10 protein-coding genes are annotated in these 15,044 nt (G+C 70.7%); 3 read left to right on the top strand and 7 right to left on the bottom strand.

Annotation, left to right across the window (positions count from 1 at the left end; genetic code table 11):
• Nucleotides 1-3 precede the first annotated feature (3 nt).
• The 6 genes from MKW14_RS15705 to MKW14_RS15680 form a co-directional block, all read right to left on the bottom strand.
• A complete protein-coding gene (locus MKW14_RS15705) occupies nucleotides 4-1,812 on the bottom strand; it encodes a branched-chain amino acid ABC transporter permease (protein ID WP_240863159.1) in 1,809 nt (602 codons plus the stop codon).
• A gap of 4 nt (nucleotides 1,813-1,816) precedes the next feature.
• Entirely contained in the window at nucleotides 1,817-2,746 is a 930-nt protein-coding gene (locus MKW14_RS15700) for a branched-chain amino acid ABC transporter permease (protein ID WP_240863158.1), read from the bottom strand.
• 141 nt (nucleotides 2,747-2,887) lie between these two features.
• A complete protein-coding gene (locus tag MKW14_RS15695; protein WP_240863157.1) occupies nucleotides 2,888-4,108 on the bottom strand; it encodes a branched-chain amino acid ABC transporter substrate-binding protein in 1,221 nt (406 codons plus the stop codon).
• Between the two features lie 230 nt (nucleotides 4,109-4,338).
• A complete protein-coding gene (locus MKW14_RS15690; protein ID WP_240863156.1) occupies nucleotides 4,339-5,013 on the bottom strand; it encodes a hypothetical protein in 675 nt (224 codons plus the stop codon).
• 92 nt (nucleotides 5,014-5,105) lie between these two features.
• Nucleotides 5,106-5,594 (bottom strand): hotdog fold thioesterase, encoded by a 489-nt coding sequence (locus MKW14_RS15685; RefSeq protein WP_240863155.1) that lies wholly within the window; start codon nucleotides 5,592-5,594, stop codon nucleotides 5,106-5,108.
• A gap of 52 nt (nucleotides 5,595-5,646) precedes the next feature.
• Nucleotides 5,647-7,926: an FdhF/YdeP family oxidoreductase gene (locus MKW14_RS15680; RefSeq protein ID WP_240863154.1), complete on the bottom strand. Its 2,280-nt coding sequence runs from the start codon at nucleotides 7,924-7,926 to the stop codon at nucleotides 5,647-5,649.
• 196 nt (nucleotides 7,927-8,122) lie between these two features.
• Here MKW14_RS15680 and polA point away from each other — a divergent pair, with 196 nt between their 5' ends.
• The gene (gene polA / locus MKW14_RS15675) at nucleotides 8,123-10,849 is read left to right on the top strand and encodes a DNA polymerase I (RefSeq protein ID WP_240863153.1); all 2,727 of its coding nucleotides are present in this window, start codon (nucleotides 8,123-8,125) and stop codon (nucleotides 10,847-10,849) included.
• 406 nt (nucleotides 10,850-11,255) lie between these two features.
• Nucleotides 11,256-11,633 (top strand): hypothetical protein, encoded by a 378-nt coding sequence (locus MKW14_RS15670; RefSeq protein WP_240863152.1) that lies wholly within the window; start codon nucleotides 11,256-11,258, stop codon nucleotides 11,631-11,633.
• A gap of 505 nt (nucleotides 11,634-12,138) precedes the next feature.
• On the opposite strand, the gene MKW14_RS15665 is transcribed toward MKW14_RS15670, so the two are convergent.
• The gene (locus tag MKW14_RS15665) at nucleotides 12,139-12,996 is read right to left on the bottom strand and encodes a DUF4184 family protein (RefSeq protein WP_240863151.1); all 858 of its coding nucleotides are present in this window, start codon (nucleotides 12,994-12,996) and stop codon (nucleotides 12,139-12,141) included.
• 244 nt (nucleotides 12,997-13,240) lie between these two features.
• Between MKW14_RS15665 and MKW14_RS15660 the strand changes: the two genes are divergently transcribed.
• A complete protein-coding gene (locus MKW14_RS15660; protein WP_240863150.1) occupies nucleotides 13,241-14,965 on the top strand; it encodes a lytic transglycosylase domain-containing protein in 1,725 nt (574 codons plus the stop codon).
• Nucleotides 14,966-15,044: the final 79 nt, after the last annotated feature.

The raw sequence follows: 15,044 nt of genomic DNA, 5'->3' as shown, positions 1-15,044 counted from the left end.
TCCTTACGCCCCTGCCTTGGTGACGGCCGGTTCGTCGGACAGCGTCGTGGTTTCTGGTACGTCGAGTTGGCCGGTCTCGTGGAATTCGAGTTGGCGGCGGCGGTTGGCGATGATGCCCTCGGGGCGGAAGCGCATCAGCAGGATGAGCGCGATGCCGAACGCGAGGAGTGACTTGTCCTGGAGGAAGACGAGCTTTTCCGGGAGCAGGTAGAGCAGGGCGGCACCGAGGATGGGGCCGGAGACGGTGCCCATGCCGCCGAGGACGACGGCGGCCAGGAGGAAGGCCGAGTTGGGCGGGGCGGCGCCGGCGAACTGGTAGGGGTTGGGTACGACGTTGTAGGTGACGTGGGCGCTGACGGTGCCGGCGAGGCCGGCGAGTGAGGCGCCGAGGGCGAAGGCGATGAGTTTGACGCGGAAGCCGTTGATGCCCATGGCGGTGGCGGCGGTCTCGTCCTCGCGGATGGCGATCCAGGATCGGCCGATGCGGGAGTCGGCGGCGCGTCGGTAGACGGTGACGACGAGGGCCATGACCAGGACCATGAGCAGGTAGTAGTTGGCGAACCGGCCGATGGTGAAGCCGCCGAGGTCGTGGGCTTCGCCGAAGTTGAAGCCGAAGAGCTTGAGGTCGGGGATGGAGGGGATGCCGTTGGGGCCGTTGGTGATGTCGGGGCCGGAGACGCCGTCCATGTTGTTGACGGCGAGGCGGAAGATCTCTCCGAAGCCGAGGGTCACGATGGCGAGGTAGTCGCCGCGCAGCCGCAGGGTGGGTGCGCCGATGAGTACGCCGAAGATGAGGGAGGCGGCGGCGCCGGCGAGGGCGGCGGCCCAGAAGGGGAACTGGACGCCGGAGAAGCGGGAGAACTCGGAGCCGGAGACGAGGGCCGCGGTGTAGGCGCCGACGCCGAGGAAGGCGACGTAGCCGAGGTCGAGGAGGCCGGCGAGGCCGACGACGATGTTGAGGCCGAGGGCGACGGTGCCGAAGATGAGGATGTTGACGCCGATGTTGGCGTAGTGGTCGTCGGTCTGGGTGAGGGGGAAGGCGATCGCGGCGAGGAAGCCCATGGCGAGGGTGAAGCTGCGGTTGTCGGCGACCATGGCGGAGAAGCGGTCGAGGAGGCCGGCGGTGTGCAGCGCCCAGACGGCGAAGACGAGGACGATGAGGAACCCGATGAAGATCTCGCCGTATTGGGTGTCGATGCCGTAGGCGAAGACGCCGAGGCCGAGGGCGGCCACGATGGTGATGATGAGGCGCTGGATCCAGGGGGCGATCGGCTGCGGTGCGGGGATCGCTTCGGGCTTGGCGATGTACGCCTTCAGCGTCTCCTTGGTGCTTTCGCCGGCCTCCTGTGGGAGGGCGAAGGCGCCGATCACGGGGATGAGGGAGGCGACGACGGCGATGTAGGTGCCGGGTTCCCAGTTGGCGAGGCCGCCGAGTTTGGCGGCGATCTCGATGGCGGTGAACCAGGTGACGCCGAAGCCGCCGAGGGCGGTCAGGACCAGGGGGGCGTTGTTGCGGGCGGGCAGCAGCCAGCGCAGGCCGCGGACGCCGTAGGAGGCGAGGGCGAAGAGGGCGGTGAGGACTCCGGCGACGAAGGTCAGCCACTGCAGGCCGCCGGGGTAGCCGTAGACGGTGAGGTCGCCGGGGAAGTCGCTGGTCCAGGTCCAGGCGAGGAAGGCGGAGGCTGCGGTGGCGATGCCGCCGAGGAGCAGCAGGGCGCGGGCGGCCGGCAGGGGCAGGCCGATGAGGCCGCGGGTGGCGGTCGTGGGGGTGGCGTCCGCGGGCGGGGTGGCGGGGCTCTTGGTCTCGGTCATGTCATCACGCCCTGTCCGCGACGCGCTCGCCGAGCAGGCCTTGTGGCCTGAACAGGAGTACGAGGATGAGGAGTACGAAGGCCCAGACGTTGGCCCAGCTCTGGCCGCCGAGCTGCTGCATGCCGGGGATGTTGCTGATGTAGGCGGAGGCCAGGGTTTCGGCGATGCCGAGGACGACGCCGCCGAGCATGGCGCCGTAGATGTTGCCGATGCCGCCCATGACGGCGGCGGTGAAGGCCTTGAGGCCCATCAGGAAGCCCATGCGGTAGTCGATGTTGCCGTACTTCAGGCCGTAGGAGAGTGCGGCGACGGCGGCGAAGAAGCCGCCGATGGCGAAGGCGACGACGATGATGCGGTTGGTGTCGATGCCCATGAGCTGTGCGGTGTCGGGGTCCTGGGCGGTGGCCTGCATGGCGCGGCCGGTGCGGGACTTGCGGACGAACCAGGCGAGGGAGGACATGCAGACGATGGCCGCGCATACCAGGAAGATGTCGGCGTCGGTGATGTCGACGGAGCCGATGCTGTGGGTGGCGTCCAGGCTGGGGAAGGCGCGGGACTTGTCGGCGCCGGGGTAGAAGTTGCGGACCAGTTCCTGGAGGGTCAGGGAGAGGCCGATGGCCGTGATGAGGGGCGCGAGGCGTGGCGCTTGCCGTAGCGGTCGATAGGCGAATCGTTCTGCGCCGACCGCGACGAGGACGGAGACGATGCCACCACCGATCAGCATGAGGGGGACTGCGGCCCACATCGAGGTGCCGTCGGGCAGGATGTAGACGTAGACCGTGAGGGCGCCGAACGCCCCGGTCATGAAGATCTCGCCGTGTGCGAAGTTGATGAGCTGGACGATGCCGTACACCATCGTGTAGCCGATGGCGATCAGCCCGTACATCGAGCCTAGGAGCAGCCCGTTGGCCAGCTGCTGCGGCAGAGTGTGCACCGCATGGCCTCCATGTCGCTGGTGGTCGTATGCACTGGTCGTGTGCTTGGGGTGGATGTGAGAACGGGCCGCGCGGTCGGGGTCCTCCTTCCGCGCGGCCCGTGGTGCGGTGTTTCCGGGGCTGGGGTCAGCCGCTGAAGATCAGCCGTTGAACGTGCCGGTCTTGACGGCGACCCACTTGCCGCCCTTGACCTGGTACACGGTCAGCTGCTTGTTCTGGGTGTCGCCGTACTGGTCGAAGGAGACCTTGCCGGTGATGCCGTCGAAGTCGGACTTCTGGACGGCGTCGACGACCTTGGAGCGCAGCTGGTCGCTGGCGGGCAGCTTGCCGCCGTTGGCGTCCTTGACGGCCTTCACGGCCTTGATGATGGCGGTGGCGGCGTCGTAGGAGTAGGCGCCGTAGGCGCCGTAGTCGCCCTTGTAGCCCTTGGACTTGTAGGTCGCGATGAAGCTCTTCGCGGCCGGCAGGGTGTCGGCGGGGACGCCGACGGAGGTGGCGAGGTCGCCCTCGGCGGCCTGGCCGGCGGTCTGGATGTAGGTGGTGGCGTACATGCCGTCGCCGCCCATGAGCGGGATGTTGACCTTGGCGCCCTTGAGCTGCTTCGTGATCTTCTCGGACTCGTCGTACTGGCCGCCGTAGTAGACCATGTCGGCGCCGGAGGCCTTGATCTTGGTGACGAGGGAGCTGAAGTCGGTGTCGCCGGTGTTGACGTGGTCGGTGCCGGCGATGCTGCCGCCGAGCTTCTTGAACGCGCCGTTGAAGATGCCCGCGAGGCCGGCGCCGTAGGTCTGCTTGTCGTCGACGACGAAGGCCTTCTTCTTCTTGAGGCCGTTCCAGGCGTAGTCGGCGGCGAAGCTGCCCTGCAGGGCGTCCGTGGTCGCGGTGCGGAAGTAGGTCTTGTACGGCCGCGACTTGTTGGTCTGCCAGTCCTTGCCCTGGGTCAGGGTGGGGTTGGTGTTCGAGGGGGAGATCTCGACCATGTTGGCCGAGTTGAACACCTGCTGCATGGACTGGGCGACGCCGGAGTTCAGGGGGCCGACGGCGCCGACGACGGAGGCGTCGCCGACCAGGGCCGTGGCGTTGGACTGGCCGGTGGCGGGCTGGGCCTTGTCGTCCAGGGCCTTGACCTTGAACTTGACGCCCGGGACCCAGTTGTTCTTGTTGGCGTCGTCGACGGCGATCTGGACGCCGTACTGGATGCCGAGACCAGTGGTGGAGTTCTCACCGGACAGCGGAGCGTCGACTCCGATGGTCAGCGTGGTGCCGGAGCTGCTGCCACCGCTTTTGTTGCCGTTGTCCCGGGAGCCGCAGGCGGTGAGGGTCAGAGCTCCGGTGGTCAGGACGGAGGTCAGAATCACCAAGGAACGCTTACGCACAATCAGTCCTTTCCGCAGGCACTTTCGCCCCGGTGGGAGGCGATGAGTGCCGCGCATGTACCGAACTCCCGATGGAGCGGTGACTGGCCGTGACTCTAAGCCCGGTCTGTACCCATGAGCATCGCCGTGCACTGGCTTGTGACTTTCTTGTTATGACGTGGTGCACACAGGGGTGGGGGGAAGGGGGTTCTCAGCCGTTTTGGCGGAATTTCCGTTCAGTCCGCATTCTGAGAACCTGCACTTCCGCTTGGCCGTGAGGGCAGCGGGGCGGGGGAGCGGTCGCAGGCCCTGTGAAGCACCGCGGAGAGGTCTTGGGAGTAGGCGCCGTCGAAGATGAAGCTGTGGTGTTGTATTGCGCGCGTGTTACGGAGCGTTACGTCGAGAAATGGTAGGTCGGCATCGAGCGGGAGGCCGGAGCAGTCGGTCACGGAAATCCTCACGGTGACCCGCCGGGTGGTGCCCGCGGGGACGGTGAAGGCGGGTTCGGGGGTGACGGTCGCGTCGAGTCCGGCGAAGGCGGCGTCGACGACGGTGAGGGTGACGGGCGGCCCGCTGTCGACCCGGACCGCGAAGCGGAACAGGCCGCTGCGGGGGCCCGGGGGCGTGGCGGGGCCGAGGTAGTGCCATCCGGTGACGTTCGCCGGGAAGGGGACCGGGGCGGCCGCTGGGAGGGCCCGGTCGGGGCCGGTGCCGGGTGCCAGGAGCACGGCGGCGAGGCCGGCCGTGGTGAGGGTGGCGGCCGCGAGCGTGGCGCCCCGGACGCGTGGTGACAGGGCGCGCCAGCGGTCGAGTGCCTGGTCGCCGAGGTGGGGCGCGTCGGCGCCGATCACGTCGTGGCCGGCGCCTGTCTCGGCCGGCCCGGCGGGTTCGACCGGCCCTGTGCCGCTCATGACCGCAGCCTCATGGGAAAACGGTAGGTGAGCGGGGTGGGCCGGGAAAGGTGCCGACGGCGACCGGGCCGGCCGGGCCTGGCGGTCGCCGGTCAGTCGGTGGCGTCCACGGGTGCCCCGTCGCCCGGGCGGACGTCCCGCAGCAGGCAGGTCAGCCGGGCGCTGCACACCCGCCGGCCCTCCTCGTCGCTGATCACGATCTCGTACGTGGCGGTCGAGCGGCCCCGGTGCAGCGGGGTGGCCACGCCGGTGACCAGGCCGGAGCGCACGCCCCGGTGGTGGGTGCAGTTCAGGTCGACGCCGACGGCGAGCTTGGAGCTGCCCGCGTGCAGCATCGAGCCGACCGAGCCCAGTGTCTCGGCGAGTACGGCGGAGGCGCCGCCGTGCAGCAGGCCGTAGGGCTGGGTGTTGCCCTCGACGGGCATCGTGCCGACGACGCGGTCGGCGGAGGCCTCGACGATCTGGACGCCCATCCGGGTGCCGAGGTGCCCGGCGGAGAACAGCGCGGGGAGGTCGACGCCGAGTGCCGCGTACTCGTCGATGACCTCCTGCGGGAACGTCACGTGCTGCTGCTCGCCCATGGGCCAGGCTCCGTTCGTCGTGATCAGTCGTGCAAGTCGACTGAGCAAACGCTCAGTCGGTTGCCGATTGTTCCAGACGTACGACGACGGACTTGCTGGCCGGGGTGTTGCTGGTGTCGGCGGTGTGGTCCAGCGGGACCAGGACGTTGGTCTCCGGGTAGTAGGCGGCCGCGCAGCCGCGTGCCGTCGGGTAGTGCACGACCCGGAAGCCGGGCGCCCGCCGCTCCACCCCGTCCTTCCACTCGCTCACCAGGTCGACGTACGACCCGTCGGCCACGCCCAGCCGCCGCGCGTCCTCGGGGTTGACCAGCACGACCCGGCGGCCGTTCCTGATGCCCCGGTAGCGGTCGTCGAGGCCGTAGATCGTGGTGTTGTACTGGTCGTGCGAGCGCAGGGTCTGCAGCAGCAGCCGGCCCTCGGGCAGCTCCGGGTACTCCACGGGGGCCGCGGTGAAGTTGGCCTTGCCGGTCTTCGTCGGGAAGCGGCGCTCGTCGCGCGGGGCGTGCGGGAGGGCGAAGCCGCCGGGGCGGGCCACGCGCGCGTTGAAGTCCTCGAAGCCGGGCACCACCCGCGCGATGCGGTCGCGGATCGTGGCGTAGTCCTTCTCGAACTCCTCCCACGGCACCACGCTGTTCTCGCCCAGCACGCGGCGTGCCAGCCGGCACACGATGGCCGGCTCGGACAGCAGCTCCCGGCCCGCGGGCTCCAGGCGGCCGCGGGAGGCGTGCACCATGCCCATGGAGTCCTCGACGGTCACGAACTGCTCGCCACTGCCCTGCAGATCGCGCTCGGTGCGGCCGAGGGTCGGCAGGATCAGCGCACGCGCGCCCGTGACGGCGTGCGAGCGGTTCAGCTTGGTCGACACGTGCACGGTGAGGCGGGCACGGCGCATGGCGGCTTCCGTGACCTCGGTGTCGGGAGTGGCGGCCACGAAGTTGCCGCCCATCGCGAAGAACACCTTCGCCTCGCCGTCCCGCAGCGCGCGGATGGCCCGTACGACGTCGAAGCCGTGCTCGCGCGGGGGCGCGAAGCCGAACTCCTTCTCCAGGGCGTCCAGGAAGGCGGGCGCGGGCCGCTCGAAGATGCCCATGGTGCGGTCGCCCTGCACGTTCGAGTGGCCGCGCACCGGGCACACGCCCGCGCCCGGGCGGCCGATGTTGCCGCGCAGGAGCAGGAAGTTGACCACCTCGCGGATGGTCGGCACGGAGTGCTTGTGCTGGGTCAGGCCCATCGCCCAGCACACGATGGTGCGCTTCGAGGCGAGCACCATGTCCAGGGTCTGCTCGATCTCCGCGCGCGTGAGGCCGGTCGCGGCGAGCGTCTCCTCCCAGTCGGCGGCCTTGGCCGCGGCGGCGAACTCCTCGTAGCCGTGGGTGTGTTCGCGCACGAACTCCTCGTCGACCGCGCCGTCCGTCTCCAGGATCAGCTTGTTCAGGAGGCGGAAGAGTGCCTGGTCGCCGCCGATGCGGATCTGCAGGAACAGGTCGGTGAGGGCGGCGCCCCTGAGCATGCCCTGCGGGGTCTGGGGGTTCTTGAACCGCTCCAGACCCGCCTCGGGCAGCGGGTTGACGCTGACGATCCGCGCCCCGCCCGCCTTCGCCTTCTCCAGGGCGGAGAGCATGCGCGGGTGGTTCGTGCCGGGGTTCTGCCCGGCCACGATGATCAGGTCGGCCTTGTAGAGGTCCTCCAGCAGGACGCTGCCCTTGCCGATGCCGATCGTCTCCGACAGGGCCGAGCCGGACGACTCGTGGCACATGTTCGAGCAGTCGGGCAGGTTGTTGGTGCCCAGCTCGCGCGCGAACAGCTGGTAGAGGAAGGCCGCTTCGTTGCTGGTGCGCCCGGAGGTGTAGAAGAGGGCCTCGTCCGGGGAGGACAGCCGGGCGATCTCCTCGGCGATGATGTCGAAGGCCCGCTCCCAGCTCACCGGCTCGTAGCGGTCGCCTCCCTCGGGCAGGTACATGGGGTGCGTGAGGCGTCCCTGCTGGCCCAGCCAGTAGCCGCTGCGGGTCGCGAGGTCGGTGACGGTGTGCGCGGCGAAGAACTCGGGGGTGACCCGGCGCAGGGTGGCCTCCTCGGCCACCGCCTTGGCGCCGTTCTCGCAGAACTCCGCCGTGTGCCGGTGCTCCGGCTCCGGCCAGGCGCAGCCCGGGCAGTCGAAGCCGTCCTTCTGGTTGACCCGCAGCAGGGTCAGCGCGGTGCGCCTCACGCCCATCTGCTGCTGGGCGATGCGCAGGGTGTGCCCGATGGCGGGCAGGCCGGCCGCCGCGTGCTGCGGCTCGGCGACCTGCGGCGCGTCCTGAACCGGATCGCCCTTGGGCGGCTTCGTTGCCATCGCTGAGTCTCCTTCGCCGGCGCCCGTGCCCTACACGTCCGATCCTCGCACGCACCGGCGACAACGCGGTCGCCGGGTTTGCCGAGGACACCAGCATGGTTGCGCATGGAGCAAGGGTTGCGGAAGGGGCAACGGCTTCCAGGCCGTGACCGTCGATGGCGGCCGACTGTCAGTGGGGCGTGGCAGGATCGGGGACGTGGCAGAGACAGCATCGAAGAAGACCGAGACGTCCCCCGGCGGCGACCGCCCCCGCCTGATGCTCATGGACGGGCACTCGCTGGCGTACCGCGCGTTCTTCGCGCTGCCCGCGGAGAACTTCACGACGGCGACGGGCCAGCCGACGAACGCGATCTACGGCTTCGCGTCGATGCTGGCCAACACCCTGCGTGACGAGGCGCCCACACACTTCGCGGTGGCCTTCGACGTCTCCCGCAAGACCTGGCGCTCCGAGGAGTTCACGGAGTACAAGGCGAACCGCTCCAAGACCCCGGACGAGTTCAAGGGCCAGGTCGAGCTGATCGGCGAGCTGCTGGACGCGATGCACGTCTCCCGGTTCGCGGTCGACGGCTTCGAGGCCGACGACGTCATCGCCACCCTCGCCACCCAGGCCGAGGCCGAGGGCTTCGAGGTGCTGATCGTCACCGGCGACCGCGACTCCTTCCAGCTGGTCTCCGAGCACACCACCGTGCTGTACCCGACGAAGGGCGTCTCCGAGCTGACCCGGTTCACCCCGGAGAAGGTCTTCGAGAAGTACGGGTTGACGCCCGCCCAGTACCCCGACTTCGCGGCCCTGCGCGGCGACCCGTCCGACAACCTGCCGGGCATCCCCGGAGTCGGCGAGAAGACGGCGGCGAAGTGGATCAACCAGTTCGGCTCCTTCGCCGAGCTGGTCGAGCGCGTCGACGAGGTCAAGGGCAAGGCCGGCCAGAACCTCCGCGACCACCTGGAGTCCGTCAAGCTCAACCGCCGGCTGACCGAGCTGGAGCGGCAGGTCCAGCTGCCCAAGGCGGTCACCGACCTGGAGCGCCCCGCGTACGACCGCAAGGCCGTCGCGATGATCCTGGACACCCTGGAGATCCGCAACCCCTCCCTGCGCGAGCGCCTGTTCGCCGTCGACCCGGGCGCCGAGGAGGCCGAGGCGACCCCGATCACCACGGACGGCGTGGAGCTGGACGGCACCGTCCTCGGCACCGGAGAGCTCGCCCCCTGGCTCGCCGAGCACGGCACCGGCACGCTCGGCGTGACCACCGTCGACACCTGGGCGCTGGGCACCGGCTCGGTGGCCGAGATCGCGCTCGCCGCGCCCGCGGGGCCGGCAGCCTGGTTCGACCCCTCCCAGCTGGACGAGGCGGACGAGACGGCCTTCGCCGCCTGGCTGGCCGACGCCGGCAGGCCGAAGGTCTTCCACAACGCCAAGGGCGCGATGCGGGTCTTCGCCGAGCACGGCTGGAGCGTCGACGGCGTCACCATGGACACCGCCCTCGCCGCCTACCTGGTCAAGCCGGGCCGACGCTCCTTCGACCTGGACGCCCTCTCGCTGGAGTACCTGCACCGCGAGCTGGCCCCCGCCGCGGCGGCCGACGGCCAGCTGGCGTTCGGCACGGACGACGGCGCCGAGGCCGAGGCCCTGATGGTCCAGGCCCGCGCCGTCCTCGACCTGGGCGAGGCCTTCGAGGGCCGGCTGCGGGAGGTCGGCGCCGCGGACCTGCTGCGGGACATGGAGCTGCCCACCTCCGCCCTGCTGGCCCGGATGGAGCGGCACGGCATCGCGGCCGACCGGGCCCATCTGGAGGCCATGGAGCAGATGTTCGCCGGAGCCGTCCAGCAGGCGGTGAAGGAGGCGCACGCGGCGGCCGGGCACGAGTTCAACCTCGGCTCGCCCAAGCAGCTCCAGGAGGTCCTCTTCGGCGAGCTGGCCCTGCCGAAGACGAAGCGGACCAAGACCGGCTACACCACGGACGCCGACGCGCTGGCCTGGCTGGCCACCCAGACGGACAACGAGCTGCCGGTGATCATGCTCCGCCACCGCGAGCAGGCCAAGCTCCGGGTCACCGTCGAGGGCCTGATCAAGACCGTCGCGACGGACGGCCGGATCCACACCACCTTCAACCAGACCGTCGCCGCGACCGGCCGGCTCTCCTCCACCGACCCCAACCTGCAGAACATCCCGGTCCGCACCGACGAGGGCCGCGCGATCCGCCGCGGCTTCGTGGTCGGCGACGGCTTCGAGTCGCTGATGACCGCCGACTACAGCCAGATCGAGCTGCGCGTGATGGCGCACCTCTCCGAGGACGCGGGCCTCATCGAGGCGTTCACCTCCGGCGAGGACCTGCACACCACGGCCGCCTCGCAGGTGTTCGCCGTCGAGCCGGGCGCGGTCGACGCGGAGATGCGCCGCAAGATCAAGGCGATGTCGTACGGCCTGGCCTACGGGCTGTCGGCCTTCGGCCTGTCCCAGCAGCTGAACATCGACGCGGGTGAGGCGCGGGCCCTGATGGACGCGTACTTCGAGCGCTTCGGTGGCGTCCGGGACTATCTGCGCCGGGCGGTCGACGAGGCGCGGGCGACGGGATACACGGCGACCCTCTTCGGCCGCCGCCGCTATCTGCCCGACCTCAACAGCGACAACCGCCAGCGGCGTGAGGCCGCCGAGCGGATGGCCCTCAACGCGCCGATCCAGGGCACGGCGGCCGACATCGTCAAGATCGCCATGCTCAAGGTGGACGACGCGCTGCGCGAGGCCGGCCTGAAGTCCCGCATGCTCCTGCAGGTCCACGACGAAATCGTCCTGGAGATCGCCCCCGGCGAGCGCGCGGCCACGGAGGAGATCGTCCGCCGCGAGATGTCCGACGCGGTCCACCTGAACGTCCCGCTGGGCGTCTCGGTGGGCGCGGGCCCGGACTGGGAGTCGGCGGCGCACTAGCCTTGCACTAGCCTCCGGCGGTCGAGCAGGGGGTTCGTCGTCGTGAGGTCGGGCTGCGACGCGTCGCGAGGTCATGCTGCGACTCGCACCCTGCTGCGGCGTGCCCCCCGCTCGAGGCCCGGTCACTCACGTGGCCCTTGTCAGCACGCCCCGCGCTCCTGGGTCCCGTAAGGATGCGGGCATGGGTATACGCCTGCTCCACCGCCGCCCTGCGCGAGCGCAGGGTGCCGCACCAGCCTCCGGCGGTCGAGCAGGGGGTTCGTCGTCGTGAGGCTGGGCTGCGACGTGTCGCGGGGTCATGGTGTGACGCGCACCCTGCTGTGGCGTGCCCTCGGCTCTGGGCCTGGTCACTCACGTGGCCCTTGTCAGCACGCCCCGCGCTCCTGGGTCCCGTAAGGATGCGGGCATGGGTATACGCCTGCTCCACCGCCGCCCGGCGGGAGCGCAGGGCGCCGCACCGGTGCCCGTCGTGCCCCCCGCCCCGGTGCCGGCCCACGCCGCCACCGCGAGCACCGCCCGCATCCCCGCCGACCTGGTCATGGCCCTGCGCCGCACGGCACACCGCACCGCCGTCGGCCTCCGCCGCAGGCTCACCACCCCCGGCGAACCGCCCCTGTGGCGGCTGTGGGCCGGCCTGGGCCGCAGCTACGCGGCCGGATGCGCCCTCCGCGCCCGGCACGCCGCCGCCCGCCTCCTCCGCCTCCGCCGCGGCCGCGCCTTCCCGGTGTTCGTCGTGCCCGCAGCCACCTTCACCGACCGGCCGGACGGCCCGACTCGGCGCTGAGGCCACCCACCACCGGCCCGCACGACGGCGCCGTTCCGCAGACGGCCGAGCTGCCGGCCGGCAACGAGCGAGGCCCGGACCACGCCGAACGGCACGGCACCGCCGCGAAGCCTTCGGCCGACCGAACGCCGTGCTCCCGTCGCCTTCGGCCTGATCGGCGGGCTCCGCCGCCGACGCCTTCGGCCGGTCGGAGTGCTTGGCTCCCGGCGTCTTCGGCCGGTCGGAGTGCTTGGCTCCCGGCGTCTTCGGCCGGTCGGAGCGCTTCGCTGCTGGCGTCTTCGGCCGACCGAATGCTCTGCTCTCGGTGTCTTCGGCCGATAGGAGGGTTTCGTTCCCGGGGTCTTCGGCCGGTCGGAGCGCTTCGCTGCTGGCGTCTTCGGCCGACCGAATGCTCTGCTCTCGGCGTCTTCGGCCGACAGGAGTGTTTCGGTCCCGGTGTCTTTGGCCTGATCGGAGCGCTTCGTTCCCGGCGTCATCGGCTGATCGAAGCGCTCCGCGCGACCTGTCAGCGACCGGCCGGGCGGCTCCGTTCCGCGATGGCGTGCTCCCGTTCGGCGAGCTCCGGGGGCCGGCGACGTGCTCGTACCCCGACGACGTACAGGAGCAGGCCCGGTACCAGGCCCGCGCCTGCTCCGAAGCAGATCGCCGGGATCAGCTCCCAGGGTTTCGCCGTGGATCCCCAGTACGCCCACCAGCGTGCCGCCCTTTCCGCCGCCCCGGCCCCGGCGCACCCGCCGACGACCACGAGGGCCCACCACCGGTCCCGCGCCGACAGCGCGGGAACCGCGGACGGGGCCCAAGGCGCCGGTGCGCGTCGCAGCGCCCGGACCAGCCACCCCGCGATCACCACCCCGGCGAGCACGGAAGACCCGTACTGCAGGTACCAGAACAGGGGGAAGCCCGCGACCACGTCGTTCAGCGCGGGGAACAGCCGTGTCCCGAACCGGTCGTGATGGGTGAACCCGTCCCACACGACATGCGTCAGCGCGCCCAGCGCCGCCGACCCGTACCACCGGGCCACCACCGACGGCCGTACGCGCGCGCGTGGCGCCCCGCAGCGCAACAGCGCGGCCGGGCGCGGTTGCCGGGCCCGGGGCAGCAGCGCCACCAGGGGTTCGCGCACCAGCAGCCAGAGACCCACCAACGCCCAGGCGATCAGCACGTCGACGGTGAGGACACCGGGCAGGGAATGGGTGACCGTCCCGAACTCCATGCCGCCGGAAACCACACTCGCCGCGAAGTAGGTCATGTCGGGCGCGAAGGAACCGGCCACGAGAACGGCCGGAACCAGTCGTCCCCGCCCGCTTCCGTCGGCGCGCACGGCGGGCAGAACCGCCGCCGCATGGCTCAGGGTGAACGGCAACGGGCCTCCTCCGCGGCGACATTGATCGGAAGGGTCCAGTATGCGGGCTCCGTTCCGGTCAAACCGCACATGGCCAACTGGTGAAAACCGGGCACGAACGGGTGCACCTGGAAAGCAAGTTGTCGTAGGGTCGCCTGGGTCACAGCCCGGAGCGGGCAACCTGCACCGTGGGTCGCTCGTCACAACAGGGCGAGGACACAGACAAAAGACGGGCGCTCGGGCGTCCACGGGAGGGGTTCACTCTATGGCGGCGCAATTCGGCAGGCGGCTGGCCAAGGGTGCGGCGACCACGGCCGTGGCAGCGGTCGCGGTGGCGGCACTGTCCGCGTCCCAGGCTCCGGGGGTGTCGGTCGACGACCACGGCAGACAGACCGCCGCGGACGCCCAGCCGACCCCCGAAGCGACCGCCGACAGCGGCACCGCCACCGGAAACTCGCGGTACTACACGGACCTGCCGCCGCTCGACAGCCCCAACCCCAGCCCCAGCGCCTCGCCGAGCGCCGGCTCCACCCCGGTCGCGCAGGGCGCGGCGGAGGCCGGCATCCCGGCGACCGTCCTCGACGCCTACAAGAAGGCCGAGCAGGCACTCAAGGAGGCCAAGCCCGGCTGCAACCTGCCCTGGCAACTGCTCGCCGCCATCGGCAAGGTCGAGTCGGGCCAGGCCCGCGGCGGCGAGGTCACCGCCGACGGCACCACCATCACCCCGATCCTCGGCCCGCAGCTCGACGGCAACGGCTTCGCGCTGATCAAGGACACCGACGGCGGCAAGTACGACGGCAACAGCCAGTACGACCAGGCCGTCGGCCCCATGCAGTTCATCCCCTCGACCTGGGCATGGGCGGGCCGGGACGGCAACGGCGACGGGGTCAAGGACCCCAACAACGTCTACGACGCCGCCCTCGCCGCCGCGCACTACCTGTGCCGCAACAACTGGGACCTGTCCCAGCAGTCGAACCTCAACAGCGCGATCCTCAGCTACAACGGCTCGCAGGACTACCTCAACCTGGTCCTGTCGTGGCTGGAGTACTACCGCAAGGGCACCCACGAGATCCCGGACGGCACGGGCACGCTGCCGTCGCACAGCAGCGACGACAAGACGAAGACCCATTCCAGGACGACGACCACGAAGCCGGCGAAGCCGGGGAAGACGACGCCGCCGAGCAGTTCCCCGAGCCCCACCCCGCCGTCGGGCACCCCGAGCACACCGTCCACCCCGTCGCCCACCCCCACCCCCACCGACACGGTGGACCGCCTGGCGGACGCCGGCACCCCCAAGCTCACCGCGATGGCCGGGGACGCCTTCACCGAGAAGATCAGCACCAAGGCCGTGACCAAGGCGGGCAAGGCCGTCGCCAAGGTCCGCGTCCGCTTCACCATCGTCGGCACGACCGACTCCGCCTTCACCGGCGGCGAGAAGGTCGCCACCGTCGTCACCAACAACTCCGGTGTGGCCGTCGCACCTGCCCTCCAAGCGGGGGAGAAGACCGGCGACTTCACCGTCAGGGCCACCGTCGTGGGCCGCGCGGTCACCGGCGTCGACTACAAGGCGAGCGTCACCGAGCGCGTCGCCGACACCCTCGTCCGCACCAGCGACACCGCGCTGACCTGCACCCCGGGTGGCCAGTTCGCCGACCAGGTCGAGGTGAAGGCCACCTACAAGGGCGCCGTCGCCGACAAGGTCGGTGTCACCGCGACCCTCGTCAAGTCGGTGCTCGACCCGACCGAGGACGACAAGGGCCCCTACTTCAAGGACGCCGACGGGAAGACCGTACGCACCCTGACGGGCCTTCAGACGGATGCCGACGGTCTGCTGAAGCTGCCGCAGCTGTACTCCGACGACACCACCGGCACCTTCGTCCTGCGCATCACCACCGCCGGCGGCGCCACGCTCGACGTCCAGCTGACCGTGGCCGCGGCCGACTCCTCGGCGAGCCCCTCGCCGAGCCCGTCCGCGAGCCCGAGCGCGTAGCCCTTCGTACGACGACGACGGCGTCCCCCTCACAGGGGGCGCCGTCGTTGTGTGTGCAACGTGTTCTCATCTCGGCCAC

Source organism: Streptomyces gilvus, from assembly GCF_022513565.1.
Taxonomy (GTDB): Bacteria; Actinomycetota; Actinomycetes; order Streptomycetales; family Streptomycetaceae; genus Streptomyces; species Streptomyces gilvus.
Note: the sequence above shows the minus strand (reverse complement) of the source record. Positions and strands in the feature narration are given on the sequence as shown.